Origin of the sequence: Neorhizobium vignae (assembly GCF_000732195.1) — a bacterium.
Taxonomy (GTDB): Bacteria; Pseudomonadota; Alphaproteobacteria; order Rhizobiales; family Rhizobiaceae; genus Neorhizobium; species Neorhizobium vignae.
Genome location: NZ_JNNU01000006.1, coordinates 153250 through 171950 on the forward strand (window position 1 = coordinate 153250; position 18701 = coordinate 171950).

Annotated in this window: 17 protein-coding genes, 1 tRNA gene and 1 riboswitch; of the genes, 12 read left to right on the forward strand and 6 right to left on the reverse strand. The window is 62.0% G+C overall.

The genetic code is table 11. The annotated features are described in order from the left end of the window. The first annotated feature begins 83 nt into the window (after nucleotides 1-83). The 6 genes from GQ59_RS11845 to GQ59_RS30550 all read left to right on the forward strand — a co-directional run bounded on the left by GQ59_RS11845 (nucleotide 84) and on the right by GQ59_RS30550 (nucleotide 7193). Nucleotides 84-923, forward strand: coding sequence for an AAA family ATPase (locus tag GQ59_RS11845; RefSeq protein ID WP_037081829.1), 840 nt, complete (start codon nucleotides 84-86; stop codon nucleotides 921-923). Further along, the gene (locus tag GQ59_RS11850; RefSeq protein ID WP_037081376.1) at nucleotides 920-1360 is read left to right on the forward strand and encodes an NUDIX hydrolase; all 441 of its coding nucleotides are present in this window, start codon (nucleotides 920-922) and stop codon (nucleotides 1358-1360) included. The genes GQ59_RS11845 and GQ59_RS11850 overlap by 4 nt, the downstream gene beginning before the upstream one ends. Before the next feature lie 53 nt (nucleotides 1361-1413). Continuing rightward, a riboswitch (SAM riboswitch) is annotated at nucleotides 1414-1491 on the forward strand. A gap of 58 nt (nucleotides 1492-1549) precedes the next feature. Then, complete coding sequence (gene metA / locus GQ59_RS11855; RefSeq protein ID WP_037081378.1) at nucleotides 1550-2470, forward strand: homoserine O-acetyltransferase MetA; 921 nt, start codon at nucleotides 1550-1552, stop codon at nucleotides 2468-2470. Between the two features lie 11 nt (nucleotides 2471-2481). Beyond that, entirely contained in the window at nucleotides 2482-3663 is a 1182-nt protein-coding gene (locus GQ59_RS11860; RefSeq protein WP_037081380.1) for a vWA domain-containing protein, read from the forward strand. A gap of 82 nt (nucleotides 3664-3745) precedes the next feature. Further along, on the forward strand, nucleotides 3746-4768 hold the full coding sequence (locus tag GQ59_RS11865) for an aldose epimerase family protein (RefSeq protein WP_037081382.1): 1023 nt from the start codon (nucleotides 3746-3748) through the stop codon (nucleotides 4766-4768). Between the two features lie 298 nt (nucleotides 4769-5066). Next, nucleotides 5067-7193 (forward strand): methyl-accepting chemotaxis protein, encoded by a 2127-nt coding sequence (locus GQ59_RS30550; RefSeq protein WP_051903921.1) that lies wholly within the window; start codon nucleotides 5067-5069, stop codon nucleotides 7191-7193. Between the two features lie 54 nt (nucleotides 7194-7247). Here the strand turns inward: GQ59_RS30550 and GQ59_RS11875 are convergent, their stop codons facing one another. The 5 genes from GQ59_RS11875 to GQ59_RS11895 form a co-directional block, all read right to left on the reverse strand. Further along, a complete protein-coding gene (locus GQ59_RS11875; RefSeq protein WP_037081384.1) occupies nucleotides 7248-9053 on the reverse strand; it encodes a PAS domain S-box protein in 1806 nt (601 codons plus the stop codon). Between the two features lie 215 nt (nucleotides 9054-9268). Next, nucleotides 9269-9343 (reverse strand) — tRNA-Gly (locus GQ59_RS11880). Between the two features lie 194 nt (nucleotides 9344-9537). Beyond that, the gene (locus GQ59_RS11885; RefSeq protein ID WP_037081386.1) at nucleotides 9538-10191 is read right to left on the reverse strand and encodes a hypothetical protein; all 654 of its coding nucleotides are present in this window, start codon (nucleotides 10189-10191) and stop codon (nucleotides 9538-9540) included. Nucleotides 10192-10204: 13 nt separating this feature from the next. Further along, complete coding sequence (locus GQ59_RS11890; protein ID WP_037081388.1) at nucleotides 10205-12358, reverse strand: xanthine dehydrogenase family protein molybdopterin-binding subunit; 2154 nt, start codon at nucleotides 12356-12358, stop codon at nucleotides 10205-10207. A 3-nt stretch (nucleotides 12359-12361) separates the two neighbouring features. Continuing rightward, a complete protein-coding gene (locus GQ59_RS11895) occupies nucleotides 12362-12820 on the reverse strand; it encodes a (2Fe-2S)-binding protein (RefSeq protein WP_037081390.1) in 459 nt (152 codons plus the stop codon). Nucleotides 12821-13126: 306 nt separating this feature from the next. Here GQ59_RS11895 and GQ59_RS11900 point away from each other — a divergent pair, with 306 nt between their 5' ends. The 4 genes from GQ59_RS11900 to GQ59_RS11915 all read left to right on the forward strand — a co-directional run bounded on the left by GQ59_RS11900 (nucleotide 13127) and on the right by GQ59_RS11915 (nucleotide 15694). After that, a complete protein-coding gene (locus GQ59_RS11900; protein ID WP_037081392.1) occupies nucleotides 13127-13636 on the forward strand; it encodes a prolyl-tRNA synthetase associated domain-containing protein in 510 nt (169 codons plus the stop codon). Between the two features lie 57 nt (nucleotides 13637-13693). After that, complete coding sequence (gene trxA, locus GQ59_RS11905; protein WP_037081393.1) at nucleotides 13694-14668, forward strand: thioredoxin; 975 nt, start codon at nucleotides 13694-13696, stop codon at nucleotides 14666-14668. 148 nt (nucleotides 14669-14816) lie between these two features. Beyond that, entirely contained in the window at nucleotides 14817-15494 is a 678-nt protein-coding gene (locus tag GQ59_RS11910) for an LON peptidase substrate-binding domain-containing protein (RefSeq protein ID WP_037081394.1), read from the forward strand. An 11-nt stretch (nucleotides 15495-15505) separates the two neighbouring features. Further along, complete coding sequence (locus GQ59_RS11915; protein ID WP_037081395.1) at nucleotides 15506-15694, forward strand: Trm112 family protein; 189 nt, start codon at nucleotides 15506-15508, stop codon at nucleotides 15692-15694. Between the two features lie 244 nt (nucleotides 15695-15938). On the opposite strand, the gene GQ59_RS11920 is transcribed toward GQ59_RS11915, so the two are convergent. Beyond that, entirely contained in the window at nucleotides 15939-17153 is a 1215-nt protein-coding gene (locus tag GQ59_RS11920) for a ubiquinone biosynthesis hydroxylase (protein ID WP_037081396.1), read from the reverse strand. Nucleotides 17154-17240: 87 nt separating this feature from the next. Here GQ59_RS11920 and tesB point away from each other — a divergent pair, with 87 nt between their 5' ends. Together tesB and GQ59_RS11930 are read left to right on the forward strand one after the other, a co-directional pair. Further along, nucleotides 17241-18125, forward strand: a complete 885-nt coding sequence (gene tesB / locus GQ59_RS11925) for an acyl-CoA thioesterase II (protein ID WP_037081397.1) — start codon at nucleotides 17241-17243, stop codon at nucleotides 18123-18125. Nucleotides 18126-18349: 224 nt separating this feature from the next. Further along, on the forward strand, nucleotides 18350-18688 hold the full coding sequence (locus GQ59_RS11930) for a P-II family nitrogen regulator (RefSeq protein WP_007773854.1): 339 nt from the start codon (nucleotides 18350-18352) through the stop codon (nucleotides 18686-18688). Nucleotides 18689-18701 lie beyond the last annotated feature (13 nt).

Here is an 18701-nt window from a genome sequence, read left to right on the forward strand (position 1 = left end):
CAAAGCCAGCCGAAAGGGAAAGCTGTTGCGCCGCCGGGGATCAGCTTTTAGTTTGCGGCGCGTTGATCGATCAGGATGCGAAGATGCAGTTTCAGGGTACAGCGGACTATATTGCCGACAAGGATCTGATGGTGGCGGTCAACGCCGCGATCCGGCTCGAACGTCCGCTGCTGGTGAAGGGCGAGCCCGGCACCGGCAAGACCGAGCTGGCGCGGCAGGTGGCCGCCGCACTCGGGCTCGACCTGATCGAGTGGAACATCAAGTCCACCACCAAGGCGCAGCAGGGTCTTTACGAATACGACGCCGTCTCGCGACTGCGCGACAGCCAGCTCGGGGACGAACGCGTCCACGACGTGGCCAACTATATCCGCCGTGGCAAGCTGTGGCAGGCCTTTGCCTCCGACAAGAAGCTCGTCCTGTTGATCGACGAGATCGACAAGGCGGATATCGAATTCCCGAACGACCTCTTGCAGGAACTCGACCGCATGGAATTCCATGTCTACGAGACCGGCGAGATGGTGAAGGCCAAGGTCCGGCCGATCGTCATCATCACCTCTAACAACGAGAAAGAACTGCCCGACGCCTTCCTGCGCCGCTGTTTCTTCCACTATATCCGCTTTCCGGACGTCGATACGCTCGCCCGCATCGTCGAGGTCCATTATCCCGGCATCAAGCAGACGCTGGTGCGCAATGCGCTGACGCAATTCTACGAAATCCGCGAGATGCCGGGCCTGAAGAAAAAGCCCTCGACCTCCGAGGCGCTCGACTGGATCCGGCTCCTGGTCTCCGACGATGTCGATCCGTCGGACCTGCGCGGCGACGTCAGGAACGCGCTGCCAAAGCTGCATGGCGCGCTGCTCAAGAACGAGCAGGACGTGCATCTCTTCGAGCGGCTGGCCTTCATGGCGCGGCGGGAGAGATGACACCTGATGCGTTCAAGGTACTGATCTATGCCGTTTGGCAAGATCGGCTGCTGGTTTTCGATGAACCGGATTTCCCCGATCAATGGCTGCAAGTGCCGGGCGGTACGATCGAACCAGGGGAAGCGCCGGACATCGCCGCCGCTCGTGAGTTTCACGAGGAGACGGGTCTCGATGTCCAGGTTCCGTTACATCCGCTTGTGGTTCACGACTATCGTTTTCCGAAGGACGGCGGCGAAATCTGCCATCGCCGGCACTATTTTCTGCTCCGCCTGGCGGGGAACTACCCCGATACCTGGATTCATCTTGAAGAGCATCGCTTCGATGGTGGCGAGCCCATTCGGTTTCGCTTCTCCTGGATGCGGTTGGACGAAGCGGCGCGCCAGCTTGGCGGCGGAATGGCGGATGCGCTTCCACTTGTTCTCAAGGACGGACTATAGAGGCAAGATTATGCTCCCATTGACGCCGGGAGTAGCAAGGCGTATTTGAACTCTCGAGAATTCGTGGTGATTTGGCCGGCCGGCTTGCAGCCACGTTAAAAAAGTCGCTAAAGGGCCGCGAGAAGATGTCTTCCCACGGACCGGTCGCGATTTATTTTGCCGCCGGTTTTATTTTTGTTGGGTAAAGACATGCCGATCAAGATTCCCGATACCTTGCCCGCATACAGCACCCTCGTTTCCGAGGGCGTTCGGGTGATGACCGAAACCATGGCGGTGCGGCAGGACATTCGTCCGCTGCAGATCGGGCTCCTCAATCTCATGCCGAACAAGATCAAGACCGAGCTGCAAATGGCGCGCCTCGTCGGCGCTTCGCCGCTGCAGGTCGAGTTCTCGCTGGTCCGCATCGGCGGCCACAAGGCGAAGAACACGTCGGAAGATCACCTCCTCTCGTTCTACGAGACCTGGGAAGAAGTGAAGCACCGCAAGTTCGACGGTTTCATCATCACCGGCGCGCCGATCGAGACGCTTCCCTTCGAGGACGTCACCTATTGGGACGAGATGAGGCAGATCCTCGACTGGACCGCGACCAACGTGCATTCGACCATGAATGTCTGCTGGGGTGCGATGGCGGCGATCTATCATTTCCACGGCGTGCCGAAATACGAGCTCAAGGAAAAGGCGTTCGGTGTCTATCGCCACCGCAACCTCGTGCCGTCGTCGATCTATCTCAACGGTTTTTCGGACGATTTCCAGGTGCCGGTATCGCGCTGGACGGAAGTGCGCCGTCCCGACATCGAGAAGAACCCGGATCTCGAAATCCTGATGGAGTCCGAGGAAATGGGCATCTGCCTGGTGCATGAAAAGGCGGGCAAGCGGCTCTACATGTTCAACCATGTGGAATACGACTCCACCTCGCTGGCGGACGAATATTTCCGGGACGTGAATGCCGGCGTGCCGATCAAGATGCCGCACAACTACTTCCCGCATAACGATGATACGCTGACGCCCTTGAACCGTTGGCGCAGCCATGCACATCTTCTGTTCGGCAACTGGATCAACGAGATCTACCAGACGACGCCGTATGATCCGGAGAAGATCGGTACCGAATAGGCTTCGACGCGATGTTCATTCCCTTCTTCCTTCACCTCAAAGAAGCGAAGATCCCGGTAACACTCCGGGAATTCCTCGACCTTCTCGAAGGCATGGAGGAAGGGATCGCTGATTTCGATGTGGAGGCCTTCTACTTTCTCGCCCGCACCGCGCTGGTGAAGGACGAGCGGCATATCGACAAGTTCGACCGGGTCTTTTCGTCCTATTTCCGCGGGCTCGAAGCCGTCTCCGGAGAGTCGGGCCTGGACGTTGCCAGCATCCCCGAAGAATGGTTGCGAAAGCTCGTCGAAAAGCACCTGACGGACGAAGAGAAGAAGCTCGTCGAGTCGCTCGGCGGGTTCGAGAAGCTGATGGAGACCCTGCGCCAGCGGCTCGAGGAGCAGAAGGGCCGGCATCAGGGCGGCTCGAAATGGATCGGCACCGGCGGCACCTCGCCCTTCGGTGCCTATGGCTATAATCCGGAAGGCGTGCGGATCGGCCAGGACCAGTCCCGCCACCGCCGGGCGGTGAAGGTGTGGGACAAGCGCGAGTTCGCCGATTTCGACGACAAGGTGGAGCTCGGGACCCGCAACATCAAGCTGGCGCTCAAGCGGCTGCGCCGCTGGGTGCGGGAAGGGGCGGTCGAGGAACTCGACCTGCCCGGCACGATCCGCTCCACCGCCGAACACGGTTATCTCGACGTGCAGACCCGGCCGGAACGGCGCAATGCGGTCAAGCTGCTGATGTTCTTCGATGTCGGCGGGTCGATGGACGACCATATCCGGGTAGTGGAAGAGCTGTTCTCGGCAGCTCGTGCGGAGTTCAAGCATATGGAGCATTTCTACTTCCACAACTGCCTTTACGAAGGCGTGTGGAAGGAGAACCGCCGACGGTCCGACCGGACGCCGACGCTCGACCTCATCCGCAGCTACGGCGCCGACTACAAGGTGATCTTTGTCGGGGATGCCTCGATGAGCCCCTATGAGATCACCCATGCGGGCGGTTCGGTGGAGCACTGGAACCAGGAGCCGGGGGAGGCCTGGATCAGGCGCGTCACCGACCATTTTCACCGCTGCGTCTGGCTCAACCCGGTGCCGCAGGACCATTGGAGCCAGACCACCTCGATCGGCATCATGCGGCAGCTGGTGACCGAGCGCATGTTCCCGCTGACGCTCGGCGGCCTGGAACAGGCGACGCGCGCGCTTACGCGCTAGAGCCTTTTTTCTTTTCCACGGCGTTGCGGGTCGTCGCCAAATCGCGCAGTTTGCCGCAACACATCAGTGGAGGAGCGATCTCATGGCGGACCAGAATTTCGAAGTTTTCGGCAGCACGGAAAAGGGCGAAACCGTCTATCGCGTCAGGATCTCCGGCGGCGGGCTCACCGCCAGTGTCATCACCTGGGGCGCGGTGATCCAGGACCTCAGGCTCGACGGCCATCAGCCGCCGCTCGTGCTCGGTTTCGAACGGTTTGAGGATTACCTGAACCATTCTCCTTATTTCGGCGCGACGCCTGGCCGCTCGTCCAACCGTATTGGCGGTGGCCGCTTCGTGCTGGACGGGAAGCAATATCAGCTGGAGCTGAATGAGCGGGGTGTGACCCATCTCCATGGCGGTTCGGACGGCATCGGCCGCAGCAACTGGACGATCGTCGAACATGCGGCCGACAAGGTGGTACTGCGGATCACCGATCCCGACGGCCGTGCCGGTTATCCGGGAAACTGCACGGTCACGGCGACTTACCAACTCAAGAGCGACGGCGTTCTTTCCGTCGTCTACCAATCCACCACGGATCAGCCGACGCTCGCCAATATCTGCCAGCATACCTATTTCAATCTCGACGGCCGCGAGGACGCGCTCGATCATGACATCATGATTGCCGCCGACCATGTGCTGGTCCTTGACGACAAGCAGGTGCCGACCGGCGAACTGATGGCGGTCGCGGGCACGCCCTTCGACCTGCGCGACATGGGGCCGATGAAGCGGTTCGACGGCGATGCCCAGGTCCTGTTCGATCACAACTTCTGCCTGTCGCCGGAGCGTACCCCCAAGCGTTCCGTGGCTTTGGCGCGCAGCATCCATTCCGGCGTTTCGATGGAAGTTCGCACCACCGAGCCCGGCGTTCAGCTCTACGCCGCCTTCAAGCTGCCGCAGATCCCCGTGCCGGGCCTGGACGGACGCCACTATGGACCGTTTGCCGGGTTCTGCCTCGAAACCCAGGTCTGGCCGGACGCCATCAACCATGCCGATTTCCCAAATGCCGTGCTGCGCCCGGGCGAGGTATTGCTGCAGGAAACCGACTATGTCTTTTCAAGGCAATGATCGCCGGCCTCGTCCGGATCCGGATTATCTGCGGCTCAGCAAATAACCACTATCTCGCAAGCCCGGCTTGCTTCGGCGTCCATGTAAAATTGGTAAGCCGCAGATTTCATTTGCAATTTTATCGTTGCGTGAGGCTTCCGAAGCCAAGTTACCGCGCGTCGTTCTACATTGTGGAACGCAGTAAGATTTTGACATTAGTTAAATTTCAACGGATTTCAGCATAGTTTTCTTCAAGATTGGCATTGCCGCCCGCCGGGCGGCTGCCCTCTGCTTCTGCGGAGCACAATTCGAGGGATATATGAACGAGATCAGCATCCGGAAGCCACTGTCGAGGCGGCTTACCGTCTTCGGTTTTGCAGCCGTGCTTTTCGCAAGCGTCGTGATCGGCGGGCTTGCCTGGGAACGGCAGTCGAGCATGACCGAGCAGGCGCTGCAGACCGAACTCGACAGCGATCTCGCGGTCATCCAGGACGACATGGCCGCCCAGGGGCGTGCCGCATCCGCGCTGGCGCTGACGATCGCGTCCCTGCCGGAAACCTCCCCGCTCATTCTTGCCAACGATCGGCAGGGCCTGCTCTCTCGCTTCTCCAATATGAAGACGGTGAAGGACGCGAGCGGCCTCGAAATGATCACCTTCGTCACGGCAACGGCCGACGTCGTTGCCCGCGTTCACGATCCGGATGTCTTTGGCGACAGCGTCAAGGCGCGCCGCAAGATGGTGGCGACCTCGCTCAGCGACAAGAAGCTCGTCGTCGGCATCGAGACCGGCCGCACCGCGGTCAGCCTGTTCGCAACCGCGCCGGTCGTCACGGACGGCAAGGTGATCGGTGTCGTGGACGTCGGGCTGAAGCTCGTCGATGCCTATTTCTCCCGGCTGACCAAGGAAGTGAACGCCCATGTCACCCTCTATACCAAGGGTGCCGACAAGTTCGACAAACAGGCTTCCACCCATGGCGGCAATCCGATCCTGATTGCGCAGGAGCTGCAGGAGGCCTATGACAAGGGCGCCGTGCGACGCTACGCGGACATCGGCGGAAAGCATTATGCCGTTGAGGCGGTGCCGCTGCTCGATTTCTCGGGAACCAAGGTCGGCGTTCTTGAGATCGCATCGGATATCACGCCGCTCGTCGCTGCCAGCGAAGCCGCACTGTGGATGACCGTCCTCGGCACGGTCGTCGTTTCGATCCTGTCGCTGATCGGATTCCTCATATTTGCCCGGTCGCTCGGCGGCACCGTCCGTCGCCTGACGGTGACGATGACGAAACTTGCCGCAGGCGATCTCAGCGCCGGCGTGAGCGGCCAGGAACGCCAGGACGAACTCGGCGCGATGGCGAGGGCCGTGCAGGTCTTCAAGGCATCAGCCGAGGAGAATATCCGGCTCGAACAGCAGGCATCGGAGGCCCGCGAGGCGCAAGAACACCAGCGTCAGCACCAGTCGGCGATCGACAATGCCAAGGGCGAGGACCTGCGCGCCTTCGTGCATGCGATCGAGGAAGGCTTCAACCGGCTTGCCGGTGGCGATCTGACAGTCCGCATGGACGGTGCCGTCGCGGCGGAGTTCGAGCCGATCCGCGCCAAGTTCAACAGTTCGGTCGGCAACCTCGAAGAGGCGATCGGCTCGGTCGTCGGAGCCGTCGGCACGATCCGCGCGGGGTTGCAGGAAATCTCGATTGCCTCCAACGATCTTGCCAAGCGGACGGAACAGCAGGCCGCAAGCCTTGAAGAGACCGTCGCCGCTCTCGGCCAGGTGACCTCGGCCGTCAACGACAGCGCCAGCGGCGCAAGCCGCGCCCAGGGCGTCGCGTCGCTTGCCCAGCAGAAGGCTCAGCGCGGCGGCGAGATCGTTGCCAGTGCGGTCGCTGCCATGGCGGCGATCGAAGGCTCGGCGGAGCAGATCAACCGCATTATCGGCGTGATCGACGACATCGCCTTCCAGACCAACCTTCTGGCCCTCAATGCAGGTGTGGAAGCCGCCCGTGCAGGCGAAGCCGGCCGTGGCTTCGCGGTTGTCGCTCAGGAAGTCCGCGGGCTTGCCCAGCGCTCGGCCGATGCCGCAAAGGAGATCAAGGCTTTGATCTCGACATCGTCGGCGCAGGTCAAGCAGGGCGTCGAGCTCGTCACCGCTTCCGGCAAATCGCTCGACGACATCGTCAGCGAAGTCGCGCAGATGAGCACATTCGTCAACACGATCACCTCGAGCACCAGCGAACAGGCCACCAGCCTGCGCGAAGTGGCGGCCTCCGCCGACCAGATGGACAAGGTGACCCAGCAGAATGCCGCGATGGTCGAAGAAACCACCGCCGCCGCCCAGAGCCTGACTCAGGAAACCGACAGCCTCGCCGACATGGTGGCCCGATTCAAGACGAATGCCGGCGCACCCTCGCAGGGATATGCTGCCGGCGGTTATCGCTCGCGCGCAGCCTGATCGGGCTTTTCGAAATTGACGACGCCGTCGGTCCAAAGCCGGCGGCGTTTCCGGTCATGTCGGTTGGCGGATGCGACGGAGCTCGCCTTCCAGCATCGTCATGTTCACGGGTTTTCGAATGGTCGTCCAGTCGCTGAAGAACTCGTGATCTTCGAGCTGCTCGTATCCGGTGCAGAACAGGAAGGGCACGCCGCGGGTCTGCAGCCATTCCGCAAAAGGATAGACCGGCTTTCCGCCAAGATTGACGTCGAGAACAGCGACGTCGGGGAGCTGCGTGCCGCCGACCAGACGCATGGCTTCGTCGGCGGTTGCAGCCGGCCCGACGACTTCCCAGCCGCGCGATTCAAGTTCGCTGCAGAGTTCCATGGCGATGAGCGTCTCGTCCTCGACGACGAGTATCCGTCCGGCCGAGCCGGTCTCCGACGATCTGGGCGCGGCCTCCTGGCCCGGGGCCGGGGCGGCTGAAGCGTCGGGACGATAGACGGACTGCGGTAGCGTCGCAACAAGGCACATGCCGGTTGCGGGCCAGCTGATATCGAGTTTGCCAGCCAGCTGGCGGGTGGCGACCTCGGTCACCAGGGTGGAGCCGAAACCCCTGGAGACGGGCTTGTGCACCGGCGGTCCGCCGGTCTCGGCCCAGCGAAGCTCCAGTTCGAAAGACGGCAGGATACGCCATGAGACGTCGACCCGCCCTTCCGCGACCGACAATGCCCCGTATTTGACGGCATTGGTGGCAAGTTCATGGATGAGGAGGCTGATCGGCTGTACGGCATTGGGGGTGAGGGTGACGGTGGGGCCGCCGATCATAAGCTGGTTGACACTCTGATAGGTTCGGGTTTCCTCGGTGAGGACGGCTGCGAGGTCTCCGCCCTGCCACCGGTTCTGAGCGAGCAGGGAATGGGCGCGGCTGAGCGTCGAAACGCGTCCCCGAACCGCGACGATGAACTCCTCCTTGGTTTCGGCGCGTGTGAGGGACACCAGGGCCTGCACGACCGCCAGGGCATTCTTGGCCCGGTGATCGACTTCCCGGGCCAACAGCTGGCGGGAATCCTCGTTGGCCTTGCGTTCGGTAATATCGCGCAGGATGACGGTCGCAAGTTTTCCCCCGCCGATCTGTACCTGCGAGATCGACGCCTCGACCGGGAATTCCTCGCCATTGGCGCGCAGGCCGCTGATGGCCCCCAAGGCGCCCATCCGGCGGTTGGTGACCCCGGTCTCCTTGAACAGTCGGATATGTTCGGCATGTCCGTGCCGAAACCGCTCGGGGATGAAGCGTTCGATCGGCGAGCCGATCGCATCTTTGCCTGCAACGCCGAACATGCGCTCGGCGGCCGGGTTGAACAGCACGATCCGTTGACCTTCGTCGACGGTGATCAGCGCGTCCATCGCCGATTCCACGATCCCCTCCATGCGTCGCCGGCTTTCCAGCAGGGCATCCTCGGCCGCCTTGCGCTCGGTGATATCGCGCAGGATGACGGTGGCGAGGCGCTCGCCTCCGACCTCGACCTGCGAGATGGAAGCCTCGATCGGAAATTCCGTGCCGTCGGCGCGCAAACCGCTGATCGCGCCGAGCGAGCCCATCTGTCTCGTGGTCACGCCGGTCTCGGCGAAACGGTGAATGTGCGCTGCGTGGGTCGGACGATAGCGCTCCGGCATGAAATGGGAGATGTGCTGGCCAAGCGCCTCGTTGGCCGGCAGGCCGAACATGCGCTCCGCGGCCGGATTAAACAGGATCACCCGTTGCTCGTCATCAATGGTGATGATCCCGTCCATTGCCGAGGCAACGATGCCCTCGAGCCGCTGCATGATTTCAACAGCGGTTTTCTGATTGAGTTTCTGTTGGTGCGGGCGAGATTCCATGACGGCACATCTCCAGTTCAACCCGCGAATCACTGGTGCGATATCGCGTAGGCGGTTGTAACTAATATGCCATCTCGCGCATTTGGTGAATGCGTAAATCATTAGATTTATGTGGGAAGGTCATGAAATGCCGGATGCCTTGGCATCGGCAGCGCCGCCGAGGCCCGCGAACGATCAGATCATCGGTCGAAGACACGCTAATGTTCTGGGAGATTTGGAGCGGGCGAAGGGATTCGAACCCTCGACCCCAACCTTGGCAAGGTTGTGCTCTACCACTGAGCTACACCCGCTCATCAATCCATCGGTCCGTGGTAGTGAAGCTTGACCGTGGCGTCGTGGCTCGTTGCCGGCGACGGGCGCTATATGGCCCAGTCCTTTTTCAAATGCAACAGGGAAATGACGATTGGCGCCAAGAAAAATTGCGATCCCGTCAAAGCCCCTGCAAACCGCCGGTTCCGTGTCGGAACCGGCGGTCGCGTTATCTTCAGGATGCGGGGCAGGCTGCTCCGGACTTCACCCAGGCGCTGATGAGCTCGCCGAATTCGGCCTGCGTGCCCGGCACCGGTTCGCGGCCGGCGCCGGGGTTCCAGCCCCAGCCGACCAGTTCGTCATGCGCCATATGCTCGACGATCTGATCCATGGTCTTGCCGCCGTTGCGGGCCGGGTCCTTGATCTGCTGACAGATCTGCCCAAGCGATTTGCCGACCCAGGCCATTTCGACCGGCGCAAGATGCCAGGCGGGATTGCCCGGAATGCTCTTGATCGTGTCGGCCTGGCCGACAACCGGTGTGTTTTCGGCGCTGTGGCAGGTGGTGCACTGCATGCCCGGCAGGCCCATGCCACCGTCGCCACGGAAGACCGGTGGCTGGTGCGGATGCATGTTGGCACCCTGAAGCGGCCGGTCTGTCGCCGGGTGACAGTTGACGCAGCGCGGGTGCTGGATGACCTTGCCCGCCTCCTGAAAGAGCGCCACGGAGCGTTCCCGCTCGTTGGCGATCGACTGGAAGGAGGCGGCGGGCTTCAGCGTTTTAGCATTGGCCTGGGCGTCCTGGGCGACCGAGGCGGGCGACAGCAGCGTGCCGACACCTACGAAAAGACAGAGGGCGGCAACGCCGGTGATAGCGAGTTTCCAATTCATCGGGTTTTGATCCTCAGGCCGAAACGATGTTGACGATGGGCAGCTGCCGGACCGGTGCTCCGGTCAGGTGACGCCAGGCATTGGCAACCGCCGGACCGACGGGCGGCACGCCGGGTTCGCCCACGCCGCTCGGCTTTTCGCTCGACTGGATGATCTCGACGGCCACATCCGGCATCTCGTTGATGCGGATGGAGCGGTAGTCGTGGAAGTTCGACTGCACGATCTTGCCGCCCTTGGCCAACGTCACCGCGTCGAAGAGGACTGCGCCGAGGCCGTAGCCGACGCCGCCTTCCATCTGTGCCTTGATGACGTTCGGATTGACGGCGACGCCGCAATCGACCGCACACCAGACCTTGTGAACGCGCGGTGTGCCTTCCGGGCCGATCGAGACTTCGACGATCTGTCCGACGAAGGTGCCGAAGCTCTCGACCACCGCAACGCCGCGGGCGCGGCCTTCCGGCACAGGCGAGCCCCAGTTGGCCATTTCGGCAGCCTTCTTCAGTACGCCCGCATGGCGCGGCTTTTCGCCAAGCAGTGCAAGGCGTCCCTCCACCGGATCCTTGCCGATCTTCTGGAAGAGCTCATCCACGAAGGTCTCGACCGCAAAGCCGGTATGGGTATGGCCGACCGACCGCCACCAGAGCGGCGGGACGGAGAGCTGAACGTTGTGGGCGCTGACCTTCAGGTTCGGGATCGTGTAGGGCAGGTTGGATGCGCCTTCGACGGAGGTCGGATCGAGATCGGCCTTGCCCATGATCGACTGGCCGACGATCACCTGTTCCCAGGCGGTGATCTGGCCTTGAGCGTTGATGGCGCCGCGCATCCTGTGGGCATACATCGGGCGGTAATAGCCGCCGCGGATGTCGTCCTCGCGCGTCCACATATGTTTGAGGGGACGGGTCTGGTCGGTTGCGGCATAGACGGCTGCCGCTTCCTGCATGTAGGGCGAACCGAACTGAGCCTTGCGGCCAAAACTGCCGCCGGCGAGTTGGGTGTTCACCCGCACCTTGGCTTCGTCGAGCCCGAGGATCTTGGCGGCGACCTCCTGGTCCATGCCGGGGAACTGGGCGCCGTTGTAGATATCGACCGATCCGTCATCCGCCTTGATGAAGACGGCGTCGAGCGGCTCCATCGGCGCGTGAGCCAGGAAGGGGAAGACGATCTCGGCTTCCACCGTCTGCAGGCCGGACGCCTTGAAGGCGTTGTCGACATTGCCGTTATTGGTCGCCTCCAGTCCTTTTTCGCCGAAAAGCTTGCGATAGTCGGCGGAAAGCTCCTCCGACGAGCGGGTTTCGGCCTTGGAGAGATCCCATTCGATGCTCAGCGCATCGCGGCCCTTGAGCGCCGCGAACGTGTTGTCCGCATAAACGGCGATGCCCGACGGCACCTGCTTCACGTCGACCACACCCTGCACCTTGCGGGCTTCGGCGTCATCGAAGCTCTTCACCGTCGCACCGAAATGCTCCGGATGGGCGACGACGGCGATCAGCAGGTTGTCCGGCGTGATATCGAGCGTGAAGATCGCCGTGCCGTTGGTCTTGCCTTGGGTATCGAGCTTCGGCAGGTCGGTGCCGATCAGCACGAAATCCTTGGGGTCCTTGAGTTTCGGCTCCGCGGGCGGCGTCTGGCGGACCGCCTTTTCGGCGAATGCACCGAAACCACTTTCCTTGCCGGAGGCAGCGTGTTTGATGCGGCCCTTCTGAACTGTGATCTCGGAGGCCGGGACCTTCCAGTCTTCCGCCGCTGCCGCGACCAGCATGGCCCGCGCGGTGGCGCCGGCCTTGCGCATCTGCTCATAGGAATTGGCGATGGAGCTCGAACCGCCGGTTCCCTGCAGGCCGAACATCAGGTTGGCATAGACCTTGTTGTCGGTCGGCGAGTGGACGGCGCGCATCTGGCTCCAATCGGCATCGAGTTCTTCGGCCACCAGCGTTGCAAGGCCGGTGAACGGGCCCTGGCCGAATTCGATGTGCTTGGCGAGCACCGTCACTGTGTCGTCGGTGCCGATCTTGACGAAGGCGTTCATCGGGGCAAGCGCCGGATCGCCGCCTCCACGCACGCCGGTCGGCGCAGCGGAAACGAATTTCGGAGCGATCGCCACGCCGATGACAAGGCCGGAGCCGGCGAGAAAACCGCGGCGGGTGGTGTTGATGTCCTGGATGGTCATGGCTCAGCCCTCCATCGAATTGGCAGCGTTGTGGATCGCCGCACGGATGCGATGGTAGGTGGCGCAACGACAGATATTGCCGGTCATCGCGCCGTCGATATCGGCATCCGTCGGCTTCGGCACCATCTGCAGCAGGGCGACCGCCGACATGACCTGCCCGGACTGACAGTAACCGCATTGGGGCACGTCAAGGCCCGCCCAAGCCGTCTTCACAGCATCGGCTTCCTTGCCCGAAACGCCTTCGATGGTGACGACGTCCGAGCCTTCGATCGTGGCGATCGGGGTCACGCAAGAGCGGCGGGGCATGCCGTCGAGATGGACAGTGCAGGCGCCGCACTGGGCGACGCCGCAGCCGTATTTGGTACCCGTGAGCTTTTCGAAGTCGCGGATGACCCAGAGAAGCGGGGTGTCGGGGTCGCCGTCGAACGTTCTTTCCTGTCCGTTGAGCGTGAAGGTGACCATGAGGGGACCTTTCTTATGAGAAGCCGGGCGCTGCGCCGGCGCTGGAGATGAAGATGAAGTGGTTGCTATCGGCCGGGGCCGGTAACCAAGGGCGCGGAAATTCGCGTCGAAAAAACTTGAGAAATCTAGAATAGTTATTGTTTATCAGCTGGATGCCGGGTGAAATCCGGTTCTCCTCAGCTGGAATAGATGGTCGATCATCATACAAGTTCAAGCGCCTCACGAGATCGTGTGCACCTGCCTTGGCCGGCCCAACCATTCCGGTTATAGTCCGCCCGCCCCGCCAACAGAGCCAATTCCATCAGCATGACAGAGACAAAGCCGAAAACCGCCGAGGATCTTTTCCGTTTCCTCGACAGTCTGAATATTCCGCATTCGACAAAGACACATCCGCCGGTTTTCACCGTGGCGGAATCCGAAAGCCTGCGTGACGAGATCCCCGGAGGCCATACCAAGAACCTGTTCGTGAAGGACAAAAAGGACCAGTATTTCGTCCTGACGGTCGAGGAGCGCGCGACGGTCGACCTGAAGACCGTGCACAAGGTGATCGGAGCGTCGAGCCGCGTCTCGTTCGGGCGGGCGGAAATGCTTCTGGAATATCTGGGCGTGGTTCCCGGCTCGGTGACGGTGTTCGGCGCCTTCAACGATACCGGGCGCAATGTTACCTTCGTGCTCGACGAAGACCTGATGAAGCAGGACATCATCAACGGCCATCCGCTGTCGAACGATGCCACGACGTCGATCGGGCGCGGCGATCTCATCCGCTTTCTGGAGGCGACCGGACATGCGCCGCTTGTCTTGAAAGTAACAGACTGACATACGATCTTTGCAGCCTAGACGGCGAAGATGCGAAGCGTTCCCGGGAGAACATTCATGAGCGGCAGCAATAACCCCTATGGTGGTTCTTACGGCGGACAGATGACCGCCTCGGCAAGTTTTGGCGCGGCACCCGCCGCATCGGCTCCTGCAGGGGGTTACGTCTCCGATACGAGCACGGCCGGTTTCACCAAGGACGTTCTCGAGGAATCGCGCCGGCAGCCGGTGCTGGTGGATTTCTGGGCGCCTTGGTGCGGCCCGTGCAAGCAGCTGACGCCGGTACTCGAAAAGGTCGTCAACGAAGGCCAGGGTCGGGTGAAGCTCGTCAAGATGAATATCGACGATCATCCGTCGATCCCGGGCCAGCTCGGCATCCAGTCGATCCCGGCGGTCATCGCCTTTGTCGACGGCCGTCCGGTCGACGGTTTCATGGGCGCCGTCCCGGAAAGCCAGGTTCGCCAGTTCATCGACAAGCTTGCCGGACCTCCCGGCGCCGATCAGGCTGCCGAGATCGAAGCGGCGCTCGTCGAGGCCGACACCCTGCTTGCCGGCGGGGAAATCCAGGAAGCCGCCCAGCTTTACGGCGCCGTCCTGCAGGCCGATCCGGAAAACCCCAAGGCTGCCGCCGGGATGATGCAGTGCCTGATCGCCATGGGCGAGACGGCTCGCGCCAGCCAGATGCTCGCCTCTCTCCCGGAAGAGCTTGCCAAGGAACCGGCGGTCCAGGCGGTTGCCAAGAAGCTCGAGCAGATCGAGGAAGCCCGCAAGCTCGGCGATCCCGTAGCGCTGGAGCGCCAGCTCGATGCTAATCCGGACGACCACGACGCCCGCCTGAAGCTCGCCAAGATCCTCAACGTCCAGGGCGAACGCGACAAGGCTGCCGAGCACCTGCTGACCATCATGCGCAAGGACCGCACGTTCGACGACGACGGCGCCCGCCGTCAGCTCCTGGCATTCTTTGATGTCTGGGGTCCGAAGGATCCGGCGACCATCGCCGCCCGCCGCCGCCTCTCCTCCATCCTGTTTTCGTGAGCCCGGACCTGTTTTCGTGAGGCGGGCGCCAATCCCCGAGGATTGGCCTTGCGTTCTCGGGTAGGCGCCCCACATAATTCGTTGCGGCGAATCTTTGGTCTTGGCCGACGGTCGTCTGGCCAGTGATCCTCTGGGAGGTGTCGGACCCATGCATGTGGGAAACGCAAGATATCTGAAGCGCGAGGATCTGCCGGAGACTATTCCTGTCTTCCCTCTCACCGGCGCACTGCTTCTGCCGGGCGGACAGCTGCCGCTCAACATCTTCGAGCCCCGTTATCTTGCGATGTTCGACGCGGCGCTCGCCGGTGACCGGCTGATCGGTATCGTGCAGCCGTCGCTGCTCGAATCCGGCGAAGCTGCCGAGGGTCCGCGCGCGGCCCTTTCGACGGTCGGCTGCATCGGCCGCATCACCTCCTTTGCCGAGACGGGCGACGGGCGCTACATCACCTCGATCAGCGGCATCTGCCGGTTCCGGCTCATCGAAGAAGTCGGCACGGGCCATCCCTACCGCACATTCAAGATCGCACCGATGATGACGGACCTCTCCACCGAGGACGACGAGGGTACGGTCGATCGCGCCGAGCTGCTGCGCGTTTTCCGCGCCTATCTGGACGCCAACAAGCTGGAGGCGGATTGGGAAAGCGTCGAGCGCGCCGGCAACCGCACGCTCGTCAACTCGCTGTCGATGATGTCACCCTTCGGACCTGCGGAGAAACAGGCTCTTCTCGAAGCGCCAGACCTGCGGACCCGCGCCGAAACGCTGATCGCGATCACGGAAATCCTGCTCGCGCGGGATTTCGGCGATTCCGACACCATGCTCCAGTAAGGCTGAAGTCCATGGACGAGAAACTCAGCAAGGTCGATCCCAAACTGCTCGACCTGCTCGTCTGCCCGCTCTCCAAGAGCCGGCTGTCCCTCAACCGGGAGACCAACGAGCTCATCTCCCAGAAGGCGCAGCTCGCCTACCCGATCCGCGACGGTATCCCCATCATGCTGATTTCCGAGGCCCGCAAGATCGAGGACTGAGGTTTGGTCGGCTTGGGAGAGACAACGTTTCTCCGTTGTCTCTGTCTGGATCCTCGGGTCAGGCCCGAGGACGACGACGGAGAGGTGAGTCTGCAGGTGCCTAAGGCGCCTTAGAGAGGGTCGCAGCGCTTCCTCTTTCGCTGATCGGTTCTACGCACTCCGTCATCCTCGGGCCTTGACCCGAGGATCCAAACGTAAGCACGCGAAAAATGCGCTTTACCTCCTGAGCCAGAGAAGAGGTGAGCTAAATCGCCTCGCCCGCCAGCAGTTTCGGGCCATCCTGGCCGCTCTTTCCGGCCGCCTGGTCGATGAAGAAGGTCTTCAGCTTCGGGAGCTTTTCGACAATGCCAAGGCCGAAGTCGCGGGCGATGCGGATCGGCGTGATATCGTTGGAGAACAGCCGGTTCAGCACGTCGGTCGTGACCCCCATGCGGAACGTATCGAAACGCCGCCAGGACTGGTAACGCTCCAGCACGTTGAGCGCGCCGATATCGAGGCCGAGACGATCGGCTTCCACGACGGTTTCCGCCAGCGCCGCGACATCCTTGAAACCGAGATTGAGGCCCTGGCCGGAAATCGGGTGGATGCCGTGCGCCGCATCGCCGGCAAGGGCGACGCGCGGTGCCACGAAGGCGCGGGCGAGCGTCAGGCCGAGCGGGAAGGCGCGTTTGCCGCCGACCACCGTCAGTTCGCCGAGCTTGTGGCCGAAACGGCGCTGCAGCTCTTCCTCGAACACCAGGTCGTCGGAGGCGACCAGCCGGTTGGCCTCGTTCGTGCGCTCCGTCCAGACGAGCGAGGAACGGTTGTTGGTGAGCGGCAGGATCGCAAACGGGCCGGACGGCAGGAAATGTTCTTCCGCCACACCTTCATGCGGCCGCTCGTGGGCAACCGTCGTGACGATGCCGGACTGGCCGTAATCCCAGGTGACGGTCTTGATGCCGGCCATGTCGCGCAGCTTGGAGCGCACACCGTCGCAGGCGACGAGAAGGCGGGTCTCGACCGTCGAGCCGTCGGAGAGCGACACCGTGCAACGGGTGCTGCCGGAGTGGAAGCCGGTGGCGGAAAGCCCGTGGCGGATGGTGATGCCAAGCCGTTCGGCAGCACCGCGCAGGGCTCTCACCATGGCGACGTTCGGCACCATGTGGGCGAACGGCCTGACTTCCTCGATTTCGCCGTCGAATGTAAGGAAGACCGGCCGCACCGGATCGGACGTGCGGCTGTCGGTGACGACCATCCGGTTGATCGGCTGGGCATCGACGGCAATCTCGTTCCAGACGCCGATGACGTCCAGCATGCGGGTCGCGGCCGCAATGATGGCAGAGGCCCGCTCGTCCTTTTCCCAGGTGCCGGCAGGAGCCGCCTCGATCACCTCGACCTGCAGATGCGGCGCCGCCTGCTTGACCGCGACAGCGGCGGCGAGACCCACATAACCGCCTCCTACAACCAGCATGTCCAGCATTTGCCTAAACTCCTGTGAGACTTGAGAATATCATGTCCTGGATATAGATCATCCTGACGCCGCTTCCTATCACCGGAGTTCGTCATAATGTCGCGCCAGACCGAATCCCCCTCCGCCATGGAACAGCTCATTGCGACGCTCGACCTCGAAAAGCTCGAGGAGAACATCTATCGCGGCACCAGCCCGGATGTCGGCTGGCAGCGGGTATTCGGCGGGCAGGTGATCGCCCAGGCCCTGATGGCCGCCCAGCGCACCGTGGAAGTCGATCGTTTCGTGCATTCGCTGCATGCCTATTTCATGCGTCCCGGCGATCCTTCCGTTCCGATCCTCTATCAGGTGGAGCGCATCCGCGACGGGTCAAGCTTCACCACCCGCCGGGCGGTAGCGGTGCAGCACGGCAAGGCAATCTTTGCCATGTCGGCTTCGTTCCAAGTGGAGGAGGGCGGTTACGAACACCAGATCGACATGCCTTCGGTGACCCAACCGGAAGATCTGATGGGCGAGAAGGAGTTCAAGGAACTCTTTCTCAAGAAGGCGCCGGAGAACGTGCGTCGTTACTGGAGCCGGGAGCGGCCGATCGAAGTGCGCCCCACCTCGCTCTTGCACTATCTCACCAGGGACAAGCTCGAACCACGGCAGGACATCTGGGTCCGGACGGTCGGCGAGGTGCCGTCCGACCGCCACTATCAGGCAGCCGTGCTCGCCTATCTCTCCGACATGACGCTGCTCGACGCGTCGCTCTATCCCCACGGCACGTCGATCTTCGATCCGACGCTTCAGGCGGCGAGCCTCGACCACGCCATGTGGTTTCACAGGCCCGCTACATTCGACGACTGGCTCCTCTATACGCAGGACAGCCCGAGCGCCTCCGGCGCCCGCGGAATGACCCGGGGTAGCATTTACACCCGTTCTGGCACACTGATCGCCTCGGTCGCCCAGGAAGGACTGATTCGGAAAAAGGCAAATGATTAATATTTGTGCAATTTTCCAATTTTGCACAAGTTTTGGACGTCTTTGCGCCATCCAAATGCCCGTTTTTTGAGGCCTGCGTCGTAAGTCTTTACATTTCAATAACTTATAGGCCAGATCGAAACTGGCACGCCCCTTGAATGTATCTCGCCAGTCGCTGTCATGATCTTGACGTCGATGAGGAGAGTCGGCCTTGGCCGAGGACAAACAAAGGATGGGAAAGCCAGATGAAAATCGTGATGGCCATTATCAAGCCGTTCAAGCTGGATGAGGTGCGCGAAGCCCTCACGGCTGTCGGTATCCAGGGCCTGACCGTGACCGAAGTCAAAGGTTACGGGCGCCAGAAGGGACACACCGAAATCTATCGCGGTACCGAATATGCCGTAAGTTTTCTGCCAAAACTGAAGATCGAAATAGCAGTCCCCTCCGACCTCGTCGAAAAGGCCGTGGATGCGATCGCTTCGGCCGCCAAGACCGGCCAGATCGGCGATGGCAAGATCTTCGTCTACTCGATCGAGCAGGCCGTGCGTATCCGCACCGGCGAAACCAACACAGAAGCGCTTTAAGCAGGGCCGACAG

Excerpts from the sequence above, each read along its gene's own strand:
- GQ59_RS11845 (WP_037081829.1), top strand. The coding sequence starts at position 84 with ATGCAGTTTCAGGGTACAGCGGACTATATTGCCGACAAGGATCTGATG.
- GQ59_RS11850 (WP_037081376.1), top strand. The coding sequence starts at position 920 with ATGACACCTGATGCGTTCAAGGTACTGATCTATGCCGTTTGGCAAGAT.
- metA (WP_037081378.1), top strand. The coding sequence starts at position 1,550 with ATGCCGATCAAGATTCCCGATACCTTGCCCGCATACAGCACCCTCGTT.
- GQ59_RS11860 (WP_037081380.1), top strand. The coding sequence starts at position 2,482 with ATGTTCATTCCCTTCTTCCTTCACCTCAAAGAAGCGAAGATCCCGGTA.
- GQ59_RS11865 (WP_037081382.1), top strand. The coding sequence starts at position 3,746 with ATGGCGGACCAGAATTTCGAAGTTTTCGGCAGCACGGAAAAGGGCGAA.
- GQ59_RS30550 (WP_051903921.1), top strand. The coding sequence starts at position 5,067 with ATGAACGAGATCAGCATCCGGAAGCCACTGTCGAGGCGGCTTACCGTC.
- GQ59_RS11875 (WP_037081384.1), bottom strand. The coding sequence starts at position 9,053 with ATGGAATCTCGCCCGCACCAACAGAAACTCAATCAGAAAACCGCTGTT.
- GQ59_RS11885 (WP_037081386.1), bottom strand. The coding sequence starts at position 10,191 with ATGAATTGGAAACTCGCTATCACCGGCGTTGCCGCCCTCTGTCTTTTC.
- GQ59_RS11890 (WP_037081388.1), bottom strand. The coding sequence starts at position 12,358 with ATGACCATCCAGGACATCAACACCACCCGCCGCGGTTTTCTCGCCGGC.
- GQ59_RS11895 (WP_037081390.1), bottom strand. The coding sequence starts at position 12,820 with ATGGTCACCTTCACGCTCAACGGACAGGAAAGAACGTTCGACGGCGAC.
- GQ59_RS11900 (WP_037081392.1), top strand. The coding sequence starts at position 13,127 with ATGACAGAGACAAAGCCGAAAACCGCCGAGGATCTTTTCCGTTTCCTC.
- trxA (WP_037081393.1), top strand. The coding sequence starts at position 13,694 with ATGAGCGGCAGCAATAACCCCTATGGTGGTTCTTACGGCGGACAGATG.
- GQ59_RS11910 (WP_037081394.1), top strand. The coding sequence starts at position 14,817 with ATGCATGTGGGAAACGCAAGATATCTGAAGCGCGAGGATCTGCCGGAG.
- GQ59_RS11915 (WP_037081395.1), top strand. The coding sequence starts at position 15,506 with ATGGACGAGAAACTCAGCAAGGTCGATCCCAAACTGCTCGACCTGCTC.
- GQ59_RS11920 (WP_037081396.1), bottom strand. The coding sequence starts at position 17,153 with ATGCTGGACATGCTGGTTGTAGGAGGCGGTTATGTGGGTCTCGCCGCC.
- tesB (WP_037081397.1), top strand. The coding sequence starts at position 17,241 with ATGTCGCGCCAGACCGAATCCCCCTCCGCCATGGAACAGCTCATTGCG.
- GQ59_RS11930 (WP_007773854.1), top strand. The coding sequence starts at position 18,350 with ATGAAAATCGTGATGGCCATTATCAAGCCGTTCAAGCTGGATGAGGTG.